The organism is Woeseia sp. D3-10, from assembly GCF_055809415.1.
Window position 1 is genome coordinate 2,972,531 of the sequence record NZ_JBVVTW010000007.1, and the last position, 13,290, is coordinate 2,985,820.

Consider the following 13,290-nt stretch of genomic DNA (forward strand, 5'->3'; position numbering starts at 1 on the left):
AAACGAGGCCGCGATGATTGACCAGATCAGAAATCGGACAAGCTGCAGCCTAACATTGCGCTGCACCCGTCACTTGACTCAGCCCGCCTTGCGCTGCCGCTCCAGGCGGTCTGCGTCAAGCGCGGGTGAGCTTAGACGTTAGGCAGCACTTGAGTGAAGCCGCAAGATTATCCAATCACACATTTCGACTTCATGTCGCACCTACTAAACGCATTTGAAGAGATGCCCGCCCAGCTTCTTGAGCACAACTATCATTACGAGAACTTTGGCTCTTGGAGCTTTGACGTGCGGTATTCTGGAAACGTGATTAGAATCGACTACGATGGGAAAGAACAAAGTTTGGCTGCTCGCTATTCGAGAGACCGAAAGTTCCCTTATAAGTTCGGGCAGCCTGTAGTAGTTGAGTTGTCTGAAGAAGGTGGAGTCTTGACTGAAGCGACAATCAACACAATATGCACCTGCATTCGGAATCCAGCTCAGAGTTGGCCAGAAGGTGCAGCCTAACAAGCGACTGTGTTGTCCCGTCAAGTATTAATTCATGCCGGGCTCCAGTTTTTGTCATCCCGTAGCATGGCATTTAGCGCTGTAACGATTTTTCGGATGCAGGCGGTGAGTGCCACTTTCTTGTGTTTTCCGTTGGCCACGAGACGTTCGTAAAACGTCTTGATGTCCGGGTTAAATCGGATGGCGGACATGGCACTGAGAAACAGCACAGTGCGCGATGAACTTCTGCCACCGCGGATGCGGCGCCTGCCGCGCATTCGACCGCTGTCGTGGTTGTACGGTGCAACACCGGTCAATGCAGCGATCTGGCGTCGACTCAGGTTCCCCAGTTCAGGCATGTCGCCGAGCAACGTGTAGGCCACGGTCTTGCCGATACCCGGCATGCTCATGAGTCGGTCTCGTTTGTGGCGCCATTCAGTGTGTGCATCGACGGCCTGGTCGAGTTGTTGATCGAGCGACTTTAGCTGTTCATCGATTGCGTGAATGAGCTGATCGATACTGTCCTGCAGGACCGCTGGCATGATCTGCCGACGGTTCTTTTCCATTGTCCGCATCTCGATGAGTTGCCGGCGTCGTACCATCAGGTCCTTGATTATCAGTGTTTCTGCGTCAACCGGCGGGTTGATTGCGGGCTTTAAGTCGGCGCCGAAGCGGGCGATCAGTTGCGCATCAATGGCATCGGTCTTGGCCAGCTGGCCGATGGCGGCGGCGTAGCGCCGTACCCGCAGTGGCGAGACCACGACCACGGGCAAGTCTAGAGCCAGGGCCGCTCGAACAAACGGTTGTTCCAGGCGTCCTGTAGCCTCGACCACGATGCGCTGAACGTTGAAGCGCCTAAGCTTTGCGAGTAGCTGCTGAATGGCCAGCTCGTCGTTGCCACATTGAAATGCCCTTTGTCGTTCAAGCAGATACACATCAAGCTGTTGCTTGCCGACATCGATCCCTACGTTTACTGCCTTGTTTCGTTTGGTCATCGTTGCTCACCCTTGCTACATTCGGGCTCTTGAGGCCCATTCGACTGTCCGAGCTGGTTGATGAAACGATGTACCGCTGCACGCTTGTTAACGGTCTCAGTGCTAGCTGGATCCTGCGCTGCATCGAGCTGGTACACCGATAAGCCAAACAGGCTTATGGGTCTCAACTTATCCCGGTGAGTACCCGGAAGGGAACATACAATGCGCTGCACCCGTCACTTGACCCAGCCCGCCTTGCGCTGCCGCTTCAGGCGGTCTGCGTCAAGTGCGTGTGAGCTTAGACGTTAGGCCGCTCTAGATTCCGTCATGCCGCTGACACTTACGCGCTCACTGCTAGTAATTTTCTTTCCAGGCTGTATCGCTATTCTCCCGTGGCTAGTAATTGCAGTGACACAATGGCCATTGGTTTCATATATTTATAAGGACTTTACGGCGCCAATATCTGGCTTCGTCATCGGCGCAGCGATCGTCTTTGGCGTAGTCATTGAGTCTGTAAGCTCAAGAATCGAGGTCGCATGGGATAAGGCACATGAGAAGGATTTCGAGATTCTTGAGAACTGGTATCTGTACTTGTCAACGTGTTCGAATCCGGAGCCGGTCGGGTTTAGGTATATAAGCCGCCTAGTTACTAGTCTTTACTTTGAGCTATCTATGCACATTGCGTCAGTACCCTTTTTCATTGGCAGCGCACTGCTCGCTTATCTTTCGTCCGTTTCGCTCGCGTGGTTGTGGGTGCTGGGTCTAGTGTCTTTGGCGCTTCTTGTTCCAATTCTCTTCAGGCGCGATGCTAGATTGACCCATTCAGTTCTCTGCAAAACCAGGAGAGAGATAAATCAACGAATGCGCAAAGCAGCCTAACAATGCGCTGCACCCGTCACTTGACCCAGCCCGCCTTGCGCTGTCGCTCCAGACGACCTGCGTCAAGTGCGTGTGAGCTTAGTCGTTAGGCATCACTGAAATGTCGTACCAGTGCACAGTCTGCGGCAAGACTCATGAGGGCTTACCCGACATAGGGTACCAATGGCCCGACTCGTATTTCGGCATTCCCGAACCGGAGCGTGGCGAGAGAGTTGGCGGTACGACTGACGTGTGCTCAATCGACGACGAGGAGTTTTTTATCCGTGGCATTCTGCTGATACCCGTGCTTGGTCAGAGCGAGTCATTCGGGCTCGGTATCTGGATATCTCAAAGTCAAAAGAACTATGACACCTATCTAGCAAACTTCGATACAGGCGAGATCGGGCCATTTTCCGGTTGGTTTAGTAATAAATTGCCATTCTATGCGGAGAGTACGTGGGCATTGAAGACAATGGCGCATTTTCAAGGGAACGGGCAGAGGCCTCGCATAGAGTTGGAGCCGTGTGATCACCCGCTGTACCGTGACATTTGTGACGGAATCACCTTGGAGAGAGCGTGGCGTTTCGTGCACTGGAACGATGGAGCAGGTGATGCCTAACATTGCGCTGCACCCGCCACTTGACTCAGCCCGCCTTGCGCTGTCGCTCCAGGCGACCTGCGTCAAGTGCGTGTGAGCTTAGACGTTAGGCTGCTTTTTGGTCCTTGCGTAGACGTGTTGCTTTCAAGCCCCTCATCAAATAACAGCTGAGTCCTGTACTAGTGAATAAAGATGGGCATATTGACTACTCGCAGTATTCTCGTGCAGAGCTTCTAGATGTGCTGCAGAATATCGATTCGGTTGGTTTCCCGCAGAACCACAGAAATTTGTTAGCTGCGATTGAATCGTTGCCGCGGATCGAATCAGAAAATAGTATGTCGAACGACATTCCGCAGAAGCGAATTATTCCGGTAGGGAAGTACGGGTTAATCGAGATTCCGCTCGCCGCACGCGTTGTTCCGGTCGTCCGGCTAGCAATGTTGATGCTAGCTGGCTACTTCATATATTCCGTCTATGAGATGGCTTCCCTTGGTGAGGCTATTGATAAGGGAGATGTCCTAGTGAAAGAGCAAGACTTTGGCTACTACACGGATTTGGGCAGAGACTCTATATACGGTTTGTTCTTTCTCTGGATGGCCACGTTGGGCGTTCGAGCCAAAGAGTCTGGAGAAGGTGATGGTTCCAAATCTTGACAACAGTGCGCTGAAAAGAATGTTCGTTTTAGTATGTCAACGGCATGGTGATACGAGACGCAGCCTAACATTGCGCTGCACCCGTCACTTGACTCAGCCCGCCTTGCGCTGTCGCTCCAGGCGACCTGCATCAAGTGCGGGTGAGCTTAGACGTTAGGGCATCGAATGCATGGCTGATCGAGTTCCCTGCAACGCATGTGGTGCTCTTGTGCTGCAAAGTACATTCGACCGTACCGACGGCCTTTGCATGCCGTGCTCCAAGCTAGTTTCGAATCCTCCAAAGCTTCCACCTTCGCCGCTAGCTCATAGGCTGGCGGCTGCGTTACTCGCACTGAATGCAGTGACGACAGCCTTGCTGATTTTTCGCGCCGGCGAAATACAGAGCGGCGTCATTTCGGTAATCATCGACGCCGGCCTTGCGGTCCTGTTGCTACAATTGAATGACGGGGCTAGGCTTTTGACTCAAATTCGAGCGATGCTCGGTCTGGTGTTCGTGGTGGGTTCAAATCTTCTCTTGGCTGACCCGAAATCGGTCTGGTATCCGATCGCAGTACAATGCATATTTACAGTAGGTCTAATGATTCTCTTATACAGCGAGACAACTCGCTGGAAGCTAATTCTAGGTTCAGTCTGTCTCTCTATTATCGGCGTAATTTACAGTTTGACGATTTGGGTCGTTTGGGTTGGAGGAGTCAATGCCTAACAAGCGACTGTGTTGTCCCGTCAAGTATTAATTCATGCCGGGCTCCAGTTTTTGTCATCCCGTAGCATGGCATTTAGCGCTGTAACGATTTTTCGGATGCAGGCGGTGAGTGCCACTTTCTTGTGTTTTCCGTTGGCCACGAGACGTTCGTAAAACGTCTTGATGTCCGGGTTAAATCGGATGGCGGACATGGCACTGAGAAACAGCACAGTGCGCGATGAACTTCTGCCACCGCGGATGCGGCGCCTGCCGCGCATTCGACCGCTGTCGTGGTTGTACGGTGCAACACCGGTCAATGCAGCGATCTGGCGTCGACTCAGGTTCCCCAGTTCAGGCATGTCGCCGAGCAACGTGTAGGCCACGGTCTTGCCGATACCCGGCATGCTCATGAGTCGGTCTCGTTTGTGGCGCCATTCAGTGTGTGCATCGACGGCCTGGTCGAGTTGTTGATCGAGCAACTTTAGCTGTTCATCGATTGCGTGAATGAGCTGATCGATACTGTCCTGCAAGACCGCTGGCATGATCTGCCGACGGTTCTTTTCCATTGTCCGCATCTCGATGAGTTGCCGGCGTCGTACCATCAGGTCCTTGATTATCAGTGTTTCTGCGTCAACCGGCGGGTTGATTGCGGGCTTTAAGTCGGCGCCGAAGCGGGCGATCAGTTGCGCATCAATGGCATCGGTCTTGGCCAGCTGGCCGATGGCGGCGGCGTAGCGCCGTACCCGCAGTGGCGAGACCACGACCACGGGCAAGTCTAGAGCCAGGGCCGCTCGAACAAACGGTTGTTCCAGGCGTCCTGTAGCCTCGACCACGATGCGCTGAACGTTGAAGCGCCTAAGCTTTGCGAGTAGCTGCTGAATGGCCAGCTCGTCGTTGCCACATTGAAATGCCCTTTGTCGTTCAAGCAGATACACATCAAGCTGTTGCTTGCCGACATCGATCCCTACGTTTACTGCCTTGTTTCGTTTGGTCATCGTTGCTCACCCTTGCTACATTCGGGCTCTTGAGGCCCATTCGACTGTCCGAGCTGGTTGATGAAACGATGTACCGCTGCACGCTTGTTAACGGTCTCAGTGCTAGCTGGAACCTGCGCTGCATCGAGCTGGTACACCGATAAGCCCAACAGGCTTATGGGCCTCAACTTATCCCGTAGAGCACCCAGAACGAAACATACAATGCGCTGCACCCGTCACTTGAGATCGGCTGGTCGCTAATGATCCAAGTCGGAACGCACATGAGCTAGACAAGGCTTCTTGCCGGGCGGCGGACTTCACCCATTCGACGCAATGCAGTTATGTAGAATAACAAGCCACTTCAAACACTCGATTAGGGATGACAATGCAAGAAGCAAAAGAGATTCTGCAACTACTTATCTCCTGGCCGACTGCTGTAGTAATAGGCGTTTTGGCCTTGAAAGGTCCAATACGACAATTAGTGGCAAGGCTAATAAGGTCGGAATCTGGTAGAGCAAAAGTCGGTCCAATTGAGATTGAACTTGGAAAGCTTGCTGAAGAAGGTCAGCAGGCCATTCAAACATTGAACAAACTAAATTTGGTCATGGGTGAATCAAGACTGCTCGAACTGGAGATAACAGAGGCGAATTTTGGTGCGGTATTCTCGGACGAGCATCGAAAGCGAATGAACCAGCATATTGAAGAGCTAAAAGGATTGATAGGTGAAGCCGAAAGCGGAGCCAACTAGCTTGGACTTGGTTATTACATTCACCAGGGTTGCAACGGTTGCTTTGATTGCAAAACGTGCCGCTCGTATTTCAACGCGGTGCAGCCTAACATTGCGCTGGACCCGCCACTTGACCCATCCCGCCTTGCGCTGCTGCTCCGGGCGACCTGCGTCAAGTGCGATTGAGCTTAGTCGCTAGGCGACTCTGGAGTTCGCATGAAATGCCGACAGTATTTTTTCTTCGTACTGACATTTCTATCCGGAACGGCCGCGTATGGCGGTGCGTGGGGTGTTGGTTCATTTGAGAACGATGACGCTTTAGATTGGGTGTACGAACTCGAGGAATCATCTGGATTCTCCGCACTGTCGGCTGCTTTACGCCCGGTGGCAACTGACAAGGGCTACATCGATGCGCCAAGTGGCTCCTATGCAATTGCTGCTGCAGAAGCTTTGGCAACTCTGATTGGCGAAGCACCGGATGGCTTGCCCGAAGAAGTTCTGGACTGGGTAAAAAGGCAGGACCAAAGACCTAGCGGGGAGCTACTGGCCGAAGCACGAAAGGCCTTGAAGATGGTTTTGGACGAGAATAGATCGGAGCTGGCTCAGCTGTGGGGTGACGACAGTCATTACTATAAAATGTGGCGGACGTATCTAGAGTCGTTGTCGGAAAGATTGAAGTGAAGTCGCCTAACTATGCGCTGCACCCGTCACTTGATTCAGCCCGCCTTGCCTACCGGTTCAGGTAATAGACGTCGGTAGTGCAGAGCGTCACAGAGATCGTGGGCGGGCAGATTAGCGAGACCTGATCCATGCAGGTCGAAAGCGGATTGGGGGGACGACGAATGAGTGAGTTTGTCGAGTATTTGGCAGAGGTGTTTCAGGACTTCGGGGCCATTCGGTCACGTCGAATGTTCGGCGGGTATGGCATATACCACGACAATCTGATGTTCGGTCTCGTCGCTGACGATGTCCTTTACCTCAAGGTCGATGTGCAATCGGTAACGCAATTCGACGACATGGGCCTAAAGCCTTTCGAGTATATGAAAAATGGCAAGGCCATGAAGATGTCGTACTACATGGCACCGGAGGCCATATTCGATGACCCCGACGTAGCGAAAGAGTGGGCGCAGCTCGCGTTCGACGCTGCTTTGCGTTCCAGTAGGTCTGCCAAGCAGCCAAAGACATCAGCCTAGTGCTGCAGGGCAACCTGCAGAGCGATACAGTTGTGTGTTGTCGAGATGCCGCTCTACGCAAGCGCAGCGGTTAGCTTCGGCGCCGCCTGGCTGTGCATGGCGTCCGTGAACTAAACCAGGCCATCTCTCGCTGCTGATCCAGGCGATCCTCACCAGGTGCGTGTGAGTTTAGTCGTTTGGTCGCCGTTGAAACCCTGTAGCATCTGAGTGTCTGCTATCTACTTGAAAGCGGGCGCTCGCTTGGATTGGGTTTGGTTGGCTGCTATAGCTCCAGATCAGTTATTCGAGATTAACCAGGAAACAAGCAATTCGGTGACTGTTATGAAAGAAATAGTTTTGACAAGACAGCCGGTCGAGCTCTTCAAGATCCTCAAGTTCGAGGGAATGGTCAGTACCGGGGGCGAGGCGAAACTGCTAATTGCCGATGGCCAGGTAAAGGTCAACGGAACCAAAGAACTTCGTAAGCGAAAGCAGATAGTTGCCGATGACGTCATTGAGTTCGGCGGTGAGGAATTTGTCGTTCACCTGCACGCTAACGATTAAATGCGTCACCCCGGTAGTTGAACGACTACACAGAGCTTTCATGTTCGATTGCAGGGGGCTATCGGCCCGGTATTCTGCAAATTCGATTGGCCACTCTTACCGAATTGCATCTGTCGCGTGAAGCTGTCTGGAAAGACGCCTGCTGACCCTATGCGCAGCCAAGGTGTCAGGTCCATTTTCTGCAGTTCCCCATGCAGTGTCCGCGCTTCAGTGTTGCTACCGGATCCGGTCCCGGGCAGCAGGTCTTTGCCGGGCCACCGTCACGAAAGTGTCTGCTCCTGCTCCATGGCGGGTGGGATAATTCGAGCCGAACCGCGTCAGGTTTCTTTACATATTCTTCGTCTCTCTGGCTGGGCGCACGCACAGATACTTTGAATTAAGGGTAATACGAAGCAGGCATAAAAATTGCACTCGTTTGCATTCACATTTCGATTAACGCATCAGGCAAATTGTATGAGCCGTACAAGAAAAACAATGATCGCCGTAACCGCTGTGCTCTTGTCACCACTAGCCGCGAACGCACTACCAATTGTTGACCAGGAGAATTTCTCAACCGACGCTAGAGCTACGTTTATTGTCAGCAACAACACTAACTTTGGGCGGGCGCAGACTTTTACCGTAGGGTTGGCAGGCCTCTTCGACAGCATTGATGTACAACTAAGCGCTTTCAGTACTCTGACGGAGGCAAGGATTCTCGCGACATCGGGTGGCGTTCCCATCGGTGGCCCGGGTGGATCCACAGTGCTCGCCAGCAGTTCTCTGATCAGTAGTGTTGGTGACCTGTTTTCGGTCGACTTCAGCGCTTTCGGACTGGCTGTGAACGTGGGTGACGTTCTTGCAATCGAGTTGATAGGGGATGCCGCTTGGATTGGATCCGCGAGCAACCCGTATGCAGGAGGAGGAGATAACTACTTCAACGCCAATTTTGGCGCCCCCCAATTGGACTGCCAACGGAATCGCTGATACCAATTTCCGAACTTACGTCGATGTTCCTACGGGCGTGCCCGAACCCGGGACTCTGGCCCTGCTCGGCATTGGTCTTCTTGGTATGAGCGTTGCAAGGCGAAAGAAGAGTTCCACAATCTGAGAACTGCGTTTCAAAAAACCCCGCCTGGTGCGGGGTTTTTTTTTGCCCATTACCAGGTCCGCGTCTCTGCAGGTTCACGCAATGCTCCTGCTGGCTGGCTACTATAATAGTGACCGTTTTTGGTGTTCGCTGTCGCTATACTGCAGCCACAGCCACTTAGGGGACAGCGACTATGCGAATTCGCACTCTTTTGCTCATTGCAGGGCTAAACATCTTTGCGTTACCAGTGGCTGCCAGTGGTGAATCAGGGGACCGTGCGGCAATACTTGCTGTGATGGATAAAGTCTTTGCCGCGGTGCATTCCGGCAATGCCGGTGACTGGAGGGCCATTCAACTGGCGGAAGGCACAACGCTGTCGTTCCGGCCCGGCCCGGAAGATCGGCCTGACGAACTGGAGATGCGCATTTCCAATAATGAAAAGTTCATCGCAGATCTGGTGCCGGATGGTCTTGAGTACCTTGAGCGATGGACCGGTGAGCCGACGGTCCTGATTCGTGGGCCCGATTGCCGTGATCTGGGGGGAGTACGAATTCTGGGTTGATGGAGCGTTTTCCCATTGCGGCGTCGATTCGGTTGATCTGGTCAAGGTCGATGGCGAGTGGAAGGTTGCGAACTTCATGTGGACGGTGGAGACGGAAGGTTGCCCCACCGTACCAATTCGCTGAACTTGGGGTGCATTGGGACGCACTCGCCGAGTATTCACGAGCCAGAATCGAAGAATCGTCGATCCTTCACCACCGGTTACTACACTGTGTTATCCGGGTGTCTGCTGTGTATCGGCAAGCGGACGTTTGCGCAGATTGGGTTTTTCAGCAGCTAGTGTTTTTTGGCAGTCGGTTTCCTAAAGATTGGATTCAATATGAAAGAGCTACAACGTATCCCCTGGAAGCGCATTGGCGTTGAAGCGGCCGCAATTGTTGCAAGCATCCTGGTCGCCTTCGCTTTGGATGCATGGTGGGCGTATGAACAGCTTGCAGACGAAATAGCGGAAGACCTCGCCATTGTTGAGTACGAATTGACGGAAAACATTCGGCTGGTAGAGCTCGCTGTCGATACGATGCAACGGGTCGTGGCGGCCAACAACACTCTCGTGACAGCCTTGCAAGGGCACGAGCAGGCAACGAACATAGATATCCCCAGTACCACAGTGTTCTGGGCAATTTTTATCAACCCAACACTCGATCCTTCGCTTGGGGCTACTGATGCCTGGATTGCTGCCGGACGTCTCGGAAGTATCGAGAGTCCGATCCTGAGGCAGCGGCTGGCCAGTGTGCGTGGCAAGTTCGAGGATGTTATCGAGGAGCAGCGAACCGCCCGTGATATTGGCATTCTTCAGATTTACCCGCTTCTTCAGGATAGCGTTGGTGACATCAGTCCGATAAATCAGTTGTATGCCACCGGGTTTCATTCGCGGCAGGGCAAGACCGTCGCGGAGCTGCCGGACTCGGGAACTCTGCCGTTCCCCCAATTCAGATGCGCTCCGCTTCACGCTGCAGACCAGAATGATCTGGTACGACGCATCGATTCAGGAGTCCCTGGATTTTCTGGTCGAGCTGGGTGAAATTCAGACTCTGTTACGCACCGAGATTGAGGGAAAGGGCGGCGACATTGTTGAGGCGGACAGAGGATAGCCAACGCTGGAATCGCCGAGTCTTGTCGCCTCGAGGTTCAGAGCTTAGCCCGCACTTCCCTGATTGATGGCCTCTATTTTGGGTAGGTGATATCCAGGGCTATTGACAGTGCCCCCGTGAATGCTTTGCATCCAAAACCGTAATGGCGTGCATCTCTCAACAAACGCGACCAAATCTGGGGGGGATGATGAACAATAAGGTACGTCTAGGCCTGGTGATTTCGGGTATTGCTGTCTTGCTCCTTGGGAATACGCACCGCTTGTTGCCAGCTGAGTCCGACCCTTGCCCAGCAAGACATGACCCACGCTGGTCATGTCAGCGAATTGCCGATGTTTCACTGCATCGGCCACACCGAATACGAGTGGGAATCGGGCAAGGATGGTCTGGAAGCGGTTAGCGCATGGGATCACATTCACCCATGGATGGATTTCGATTGGCACATCGCTCAGGGCTTCAGCGCTGAACATGCCGCTCGCCTATTGAGCAAGCGAGATAGTCCGACCTCGGTAGAGTGACAATGCAGTGTTGAGACCTTTCGTCGGTTGTCTGGCCGACAAGAGATATTCGCGGGGCTGTTGTTTGCGACGCGCAAAACGAAGCCGGGGCGAGAGCATCCACCGCAATCGGTAAACAACTGAAAGCGCGTTGATGATCGTGCGTCAAATCAATGTAGAGACCCGCTGAAGGCCTCTTTGTGACCAGACGAGCGCGCACGTGGCTGAAACTCTTTTTGGCTTTGCAGCAGATTCTTGCGCATATTGAAGTAGGGCGCGTCGCAGCGGACGGCCGAACAATGCGCTGCAGCGGTTACTTGATGCATACTGCTCTGTCATTGCCGCCCAAAGCAGAATGCATCAAGTGCGTGATAGTCGAGGCCATACGTACAACTGTTGACAGTAATTCGGGCATCCACCCTCACGTTGAATGGTCAGAAACTGATGAAGTTGATAATTCGTAATCTTGCTCGTGGCACTACCGAAGAAGAGTTGAAGACTCTTTTTCAGGGATACGGTGTCGTGCAGTCCTGTAACCTGGTATTAGACAAAGCGTCGGGGGTGTCCAAGGGGTTTGCTTTTGTAGAGATGCCGAAAGTCGGGGATGCCAAAGCAGCAATGAAGAATCTGAATAACACGGCTGTTGACGGCAACAAGATTCGCGTCAAGAAGGCCGAGCCCAAAGCAGAATAGTATGCGCATTCCACACGGGCTACCTCACCCTCACTCTTGTGACCAGGAACACTCGTCGTAGTGTCAGTGCAGCGTAAGCCATGACCAGTGATCAGATAAACAATCCCTTGCATGGCCTGACCCTTGCGACGGTTGTAACCCAATTGGTAGAGCATTACGGGTGGGATGGTCTGGCGCAGAGAATAGACGTCAAGTGTTTCAAGAATTACCCATCACTCAAATCATCATTGAAGTTTCTGCGTAAGACGCAGTGGGCCAGAGACAAGGTCGAAGACTTGTATATTTCGACAATCGCGACACAGTCGTCCGGGAAAAACATCGGATAGCCAAAGCTTGGTAGTCGGTTCGCGCGTAATTTCGGGTATGCGAAACCCGCGATCGGGTTGTGCGCCAAATATTGAGTGACGGACGTTTATCGTCAGGCAATCAGTTGTACGAACGAGCCCGTAAGAAGCCGGAACGCTCTACTAAACGTAGACCGATGAACCGAGAAAGACTCGTGCTCAGTTTGCAATAATATGGTTTTCTCCGGACGCTTCGAGCTTGCGCGCACAGAGTACTGCAGCGAATGACGTCTTAATTAATGCTCATCCAGGCTTCGTCAGAATCGCCGCTACGTTCGAGTTGGTCCATTCCCGAAACAAGCGCAAACGAACGAGCCACCGGGGCAGCGGGCCAATTGGCGTCAGCGAGAACTGCGTGACGTTAAAACCCGAGTCTTCCACCAAGCGCACGAATTTCTTAACCGTCATCTGATTCAGGGCGACACCTTGCCATTTTTCCGGAGCATTGGGTCGATAGAGTTGCCTTACTCTAAGAATCGTTTTCTCGGAGAAAATGCAATGAGCCCACGGCATCCGAATCATGAACATATGATGGACGCCAAATGCATGCCACCAGCTTGGTCCAAACGTCACGAAGAACTGGCCGCCCGGTCGCAGAGCCCGGAACACGCTACGCAGAATTTCGTCAGGTTCATCGAAGTGCTCGAACGCATTCTGGCTTAGTGCGACATCAGCCCAGTTGTCGCCGTAGGCTGCTAACGGTTCGGTTGTGAAGCGAATGCCTTCGCTCAGATGCTTGTCGTTCGCGTGAGTTCTTGCGACCTGTACATATTGTTCCGTCCTGTCGAAGCCAACGGCGAGCTTGCTGCCGGCTTCCGCCGTGCCGATAACTTGCGCGCCAAATCCGCAGCCTATATCGAACATAATCTGGCCTTTAATTGCACGTTCGTATTCGTCAGCAAATACGCTCCGCAACAAGTTGAGCGGGTTCGGATCGGGAGGCGGTACGTCGGCTTCGTAGCGGTCTCTCGGCTCGAAAGGCATAGGGGGCGGGGGGTAGCAGCAAAGTTTCAAGAACAGCAGTTCTCGCCAGTTGAGCTCGGATGTTGAACGTGCGCAAGGTGGGTTGGAAACTGCCATAGCTACTCCCCTTATTCTTATTTTTATTTTTGCCCAATCAAAATAGTCTCAGTTGTAACGACATGTCAAGTGAATCGTTGCTGCCATCAGCGGAATGACAGCTGGCTCAGGCACGGGGCTACTATTGGCCTGTTGCCCGTTTCCACCGAATGTTGCCAGCAAGAACTATCGGAAATATCGGGTTCGCTACAGTGCTCTCCGATATGTGAGCAAAACAAGCTGTACCAATCCCGCTTAGCGAAGGAGGGCGGAAATCAGGTCGACGTCCTTATTCGA

The 13,290-nt window shown here is 53.0% G+C and carries 18 protein-coding genes; 15 read left to right on the top strand and 3 right to left on the bottom strand.

Annotated elements, in window-relative coordinates; genetic code table 11:
* Positions 1-153 precede the first annotated feature (153 nt).
* Positions 154-504 (top strand): hypothetical protein, encoded by a 351-nt coding sequence (locus AC0L8N_RS13585; protein WP_473668205.1) that lies wholly within the window; start codon positions 154-156, stop codon positions 502-504.
* 32 nt (positions 505-536) lie between these two features.
* Here AC0L8N_RS13585 and AC0L8N_RS13590 read toward each other — a convergent pair whose 3' ends face one another.
* The gene (locus AC0L8N_RS13590) at positions 537-1,478 is read right to left on the bottom strand and encodes an IS110 family RNA-guided transposase (RefSeq protein WP_473668206.1); all 942 of its coding nucleotides are present in this window, start codon (positions 1,476-1,478) and stop codon (positions 537-539) included.
* 958 nt (positions 1,479-2,436) lie between these two features.
* On the opposite strand from AC0L8N_RS13590, the gene AC0L8N_RS13595 reads away from it, so the two are divergent.
* The 3 genes from AC0L8N_RS13595 (at position 2,437) to AC0L8N_RS13605 (ending at position 4,269) form a co-directional block, all read left to right on the top strand.
* Positions 2,437-2,934: a DUF2199 domain-containing protein gene (locus AC0L8N_RS13595; RefSeq protein ID WP_473668207.1), complete on the top strand. Its 498-nt coding sequence runs from the start codon at positions 2,437-2,439 to the stop codon at positions 2,932-2,934.
* Positions 2,935-3,095: 161 nt separating this feature from the next.
* Positions 3,096-3,566, top strand: coding sequence for a hypothetical protein (locus AC0L8N_RS13600; protein ID WP_473668208.1), 471 nt, complete (start codon positions 3,096-3,098; stop codon positions 3,564-3,566).
* Positions 3,567-3,735: 169 nt separating this feature from the next.
* Positions 3,736-4,269 carry a hypothetical protein gene (locus AC0L8N_RS13605; protein WP_473668209.1) on the top strand — a complete coding sequence of 178 codons (534 nt, stop codon included), beginning with the start codon at positions 3,736-3,738 and terminating at the stop codon, positions 4,267-4,269.
* A 32-nt stretch (positions 4,270-4,301) separates the two neighbouring features.
* Here the strand turns inward: AC0L8N_RS13605 and AC0L8N_RS13610 are convergent, their stop codons facing one another.
* A complete protein-coding gene (locus AC0L8N_RS13610) occupies positions 4,302-5,243 on the bottom strand; it encodes an IS110 family RNA-guided transposase (RefSeq protein WP_473668210.1) in 942 nt (313 codons plus the stop codon).
* A gap of 364 nt (positions 5,244-5,607) precedes the next feature.
* Here AC0L8N_RS13610 and AC0L8N_RS13615 point away from each other — a divergent pair, with 364 nt between their 5' ends.
* The 11 genes from AC0L8N_RS13615 to AC0L8N_RS13665 all read left to right on the top strand — a co-directional run bounded on the left by AC0L8N_RS13615 (position 5,608) and on the right by AC0L8N_RS13665 (position 11,916).
* Positions 5,608-5,970, top strand: coding sequence for a hypothetical protein (locus AC0L8N_RS13615; RefSeq protein WP_473668211.1), 363 nt, complete (start codon positions 5,608-5,610; stop codon positions 5,968-5,970).
* Between the two features lie 195 nt (positions 5,971-6,165).
* A complete protein-coding gene (locus tag AC0L8N_RS13620) occupies positions 6,166-6,630 on the top strand; it encodes a DUF4259 domain-containing protein (protein ID WP_473668212.1) in 465 nt (154 codons plus the stop codon).
* 161 nt (positions 6,631-6,791) lie between these two features.
* Complete coding sequence (locus tag AC0L8N_RS13625) at positions 6,792-7,142, top strand: TfoX/Sxy family protein (protein WP_473668213.1); 351 nt, start codon at positions 6,792-6,794, stop codon at positions 7,140-7,142.
* 321 nt (positions 7,143-7,463) lie between these two features.
* Positions 7,464-7,685, top strand: coding sequence for an RNA-binding S4 domain-containing protein (locus tag AC0L8N_RS13630; protein ID WP_473668214.1), 222 nt, complete (start codon positions 7,464-7,466; stop codon positions 7,683-7,685).
* A 453-nt stretch (positions 7,686-8,138) separates the two neighbouring features.
* Entirely contained in the window at positions 8,139-8,648 is a 510-nt protein-coding gene (locus AC0L8N_RS13635; protein WP_473670254.1) for a hypothetical protein, read from the top strand.
* Entirely contained in the window at positions 8,575-8,772 is a 198-nt protein-coding gene (locus AC0L8N_RS13640) for a PEP-CTERM sorting domain-containing protein (protein ID WP_473670161.1), read from the top strand. The genes AC0L8N_RS13635 and AC0L8N_RS13640 overlap by 74 nt, the downstream gene beginning before the upstream one ends.
* A gap of 172 nt (positions 8,773-8,944) precedes the next feature.
* Positions 8,945-9,313 carry a hypothetical protein gene (locus AC0L8N_RS13645; RefSeq protein ID WP_473668215.1) on the top strand — a complete coding sequence of 123 codons (369 nt, stop codon included), beginning with the start codon at positions 8,945-8,947 and terminating at the stop codon, positions 9,311-9,313.
* Positions 9,314-9,631: 318 nt separating this feature from the next.
* Positions 9,632-10,333, top strand: a complete 702-nt coding sequence (locus tag AC0L8N_RS13650; RefSeq protein WP_473668216.1) for a hypothetical protein — start codon at positions 9,632-9,634, stop codon at positions 10,331-10,333.
* Between the two features lie 366 nt (positions 10,334-10,699).
* The gene (locus tag AC0L8N_RS13655; protein ID WP_473668217.1) at positions 10,700-10,918 is read left to right on the top strand and encodes a hypothetical protein; all 219 of its coding nucleotides are present in this window, start codon (positions 10,700-10,702) and stop codon (positions 10,916-10,918) included.
* Between the two features lie 423 nt (positions 10,919-11,341).
* Positions 11,342-11,590: an RNA recognition motif domain-containing protein gene (locus AC0L8N_RS13660; RefSeq protein WP_473668218.1), complete on the top strand. Its 249-nt coding sequence runs from the start codon at positions 11,342-11,344 to the stop codon at positions 11,588-11,590.
* A gap of 80 nt (positions 11,591-11,670) precedes the next feature.
* Complete coding sequence (locus tag AC0L8N_RS13665) at positions 11,671-11,916, top strand: VF530 family protein (RefSeq protein ID WP_473668219.1); 246 nt, start codon at positions 11,671-11,673, stop codon at positions 11,914-11,916.
* Positions 11,917-12,177: 261 nt separating this feature from the next.
* Here AC0L8N_RS13665 and AC0L8N_RS13670 read toward each other — a convergent pair whose 3' ends face one another.
* Positions 12,178-13,014, bottom strand: a complete 837-nt coding sequence (locus AC0L8N_RS13670) for a class I SAM-dependent methyltransferase (RefSeq protein ID WP_473668220.1) — start codon at positions 13,012-13,014, stop codon at positions 12,178-12,180.
* Positions 13,015-13,290: the final 276 nt, after the last annotated feature.

Coding starts and splice junctions, on each gene's coding strand:
- AC0L8N_RS13595 (WP_473668207.1), top strand. CDS start 2,437: ATGTCGTACCAGTGCACAGTCTGCGGCAAGACTCATGAGGGCTTACCC.
- AC0L8N_RS13610 (WP_473668210.1), bottom strand. CDS start 5,243: ATGACCAAACGAAACAAGGCAGTAAACGTAGGGATCGATGTCGGCAAG.
- AC0L8N_RS13590 (WP_473668206.1), bottom strand. CDS start 1,478: ATGACCAAACGAAACAAGGCAGTAAACGTAGGGATCGATGTCGGCAAG.
- AC0L8N_RS13670 (WP_473668220.1), bottom strand. CDS start 13,014: ATGGCAGTTTCCAACCCACCTTGCGCACGTTCAACATCCGAGCTCAAC.
- AC0L8N_RS13625 (WP_473668213.1), top strand. CDS start 6,792: ATGAGTGAGTTTGTCGAGTATTTGGCAGAGGTGTTTCAGGACTTCGGG.
- AC0L8N_RS13655 (WP_473668217.1), top strand. CDS start 10,700: ATGACCCACGCTGGTCATGTCAGCGAATTGCCGATGTTTCACTGCATC.
- AC0L8N_RS13665 (WP_473668219.1), top strand. CDS start 11,671: ATGACCAGTGATCAGATAAACAATCCCTTGCATGGCCTGACCCTTGCG.
- AC0L8N_RS13660 (WP_473668218.1), top strand. CDS start 11,342: ATGAAGTTGATAATTCGTAATCTTGCTCGTGGCACTACCGAAGAAGAG.
- AC0L8N_RS13635 (WP_473670254.1), top strand. CDS start 8,139: ATGAGCCGTACAAGAAAAACAATGATCGCCGTAACCGCTGTGCTCTTG.
- AC0L8N_RS13630 (WP_473668214.1), top strand. CDS start 7,464: ATGAAAGAAATAGTTTTGACAAGACAGCCGGTCGAGCTCTTCAAGATC.
- AC0L8N_RS13620 (WP_473668212.1), top strand. CDS start 6,166: ATGAAATGCCGACAGTATTTTTTCTTCGTACTGACATTTCTATCCGGA.
- AC0L8N_RS13605 (WP_473668209.1), top strand. CDS start 3,736: ATGGCTGATCGAGTTCCCTGCAACGCATGTGGTGCTCTTGTGCTGCAA.
- AC0L8N_RS13650 (WP_473668216.1), top strand. CDS start 9,632: ATGAAAGAGCTACAACGTATCCCCTGGAAGCGCATTGGCGTTGAAGCG.
- AC0L8N_RS13645 (WP_473668215.1), top strand. CDS start 8,945: ATGCGAATTCGCACTCTTTTGCTCATTGCAGGGCTAAACATCTTTGCG.
- AC0L8N_RS13640 (WP_473670161.1), top strand. CDS start 8,575: ATGCAGGAGGAGGAGATAACTACTTCAACGCCAATTTTGGCGCCCCCC.
- AC0L8N_RS13615 (WP_473668211.1), top strand. CDS start 5,608: ATGCAAGAAGCAAAAGAGATTCTGCAACTACTTATCTCCTGGCCGACT.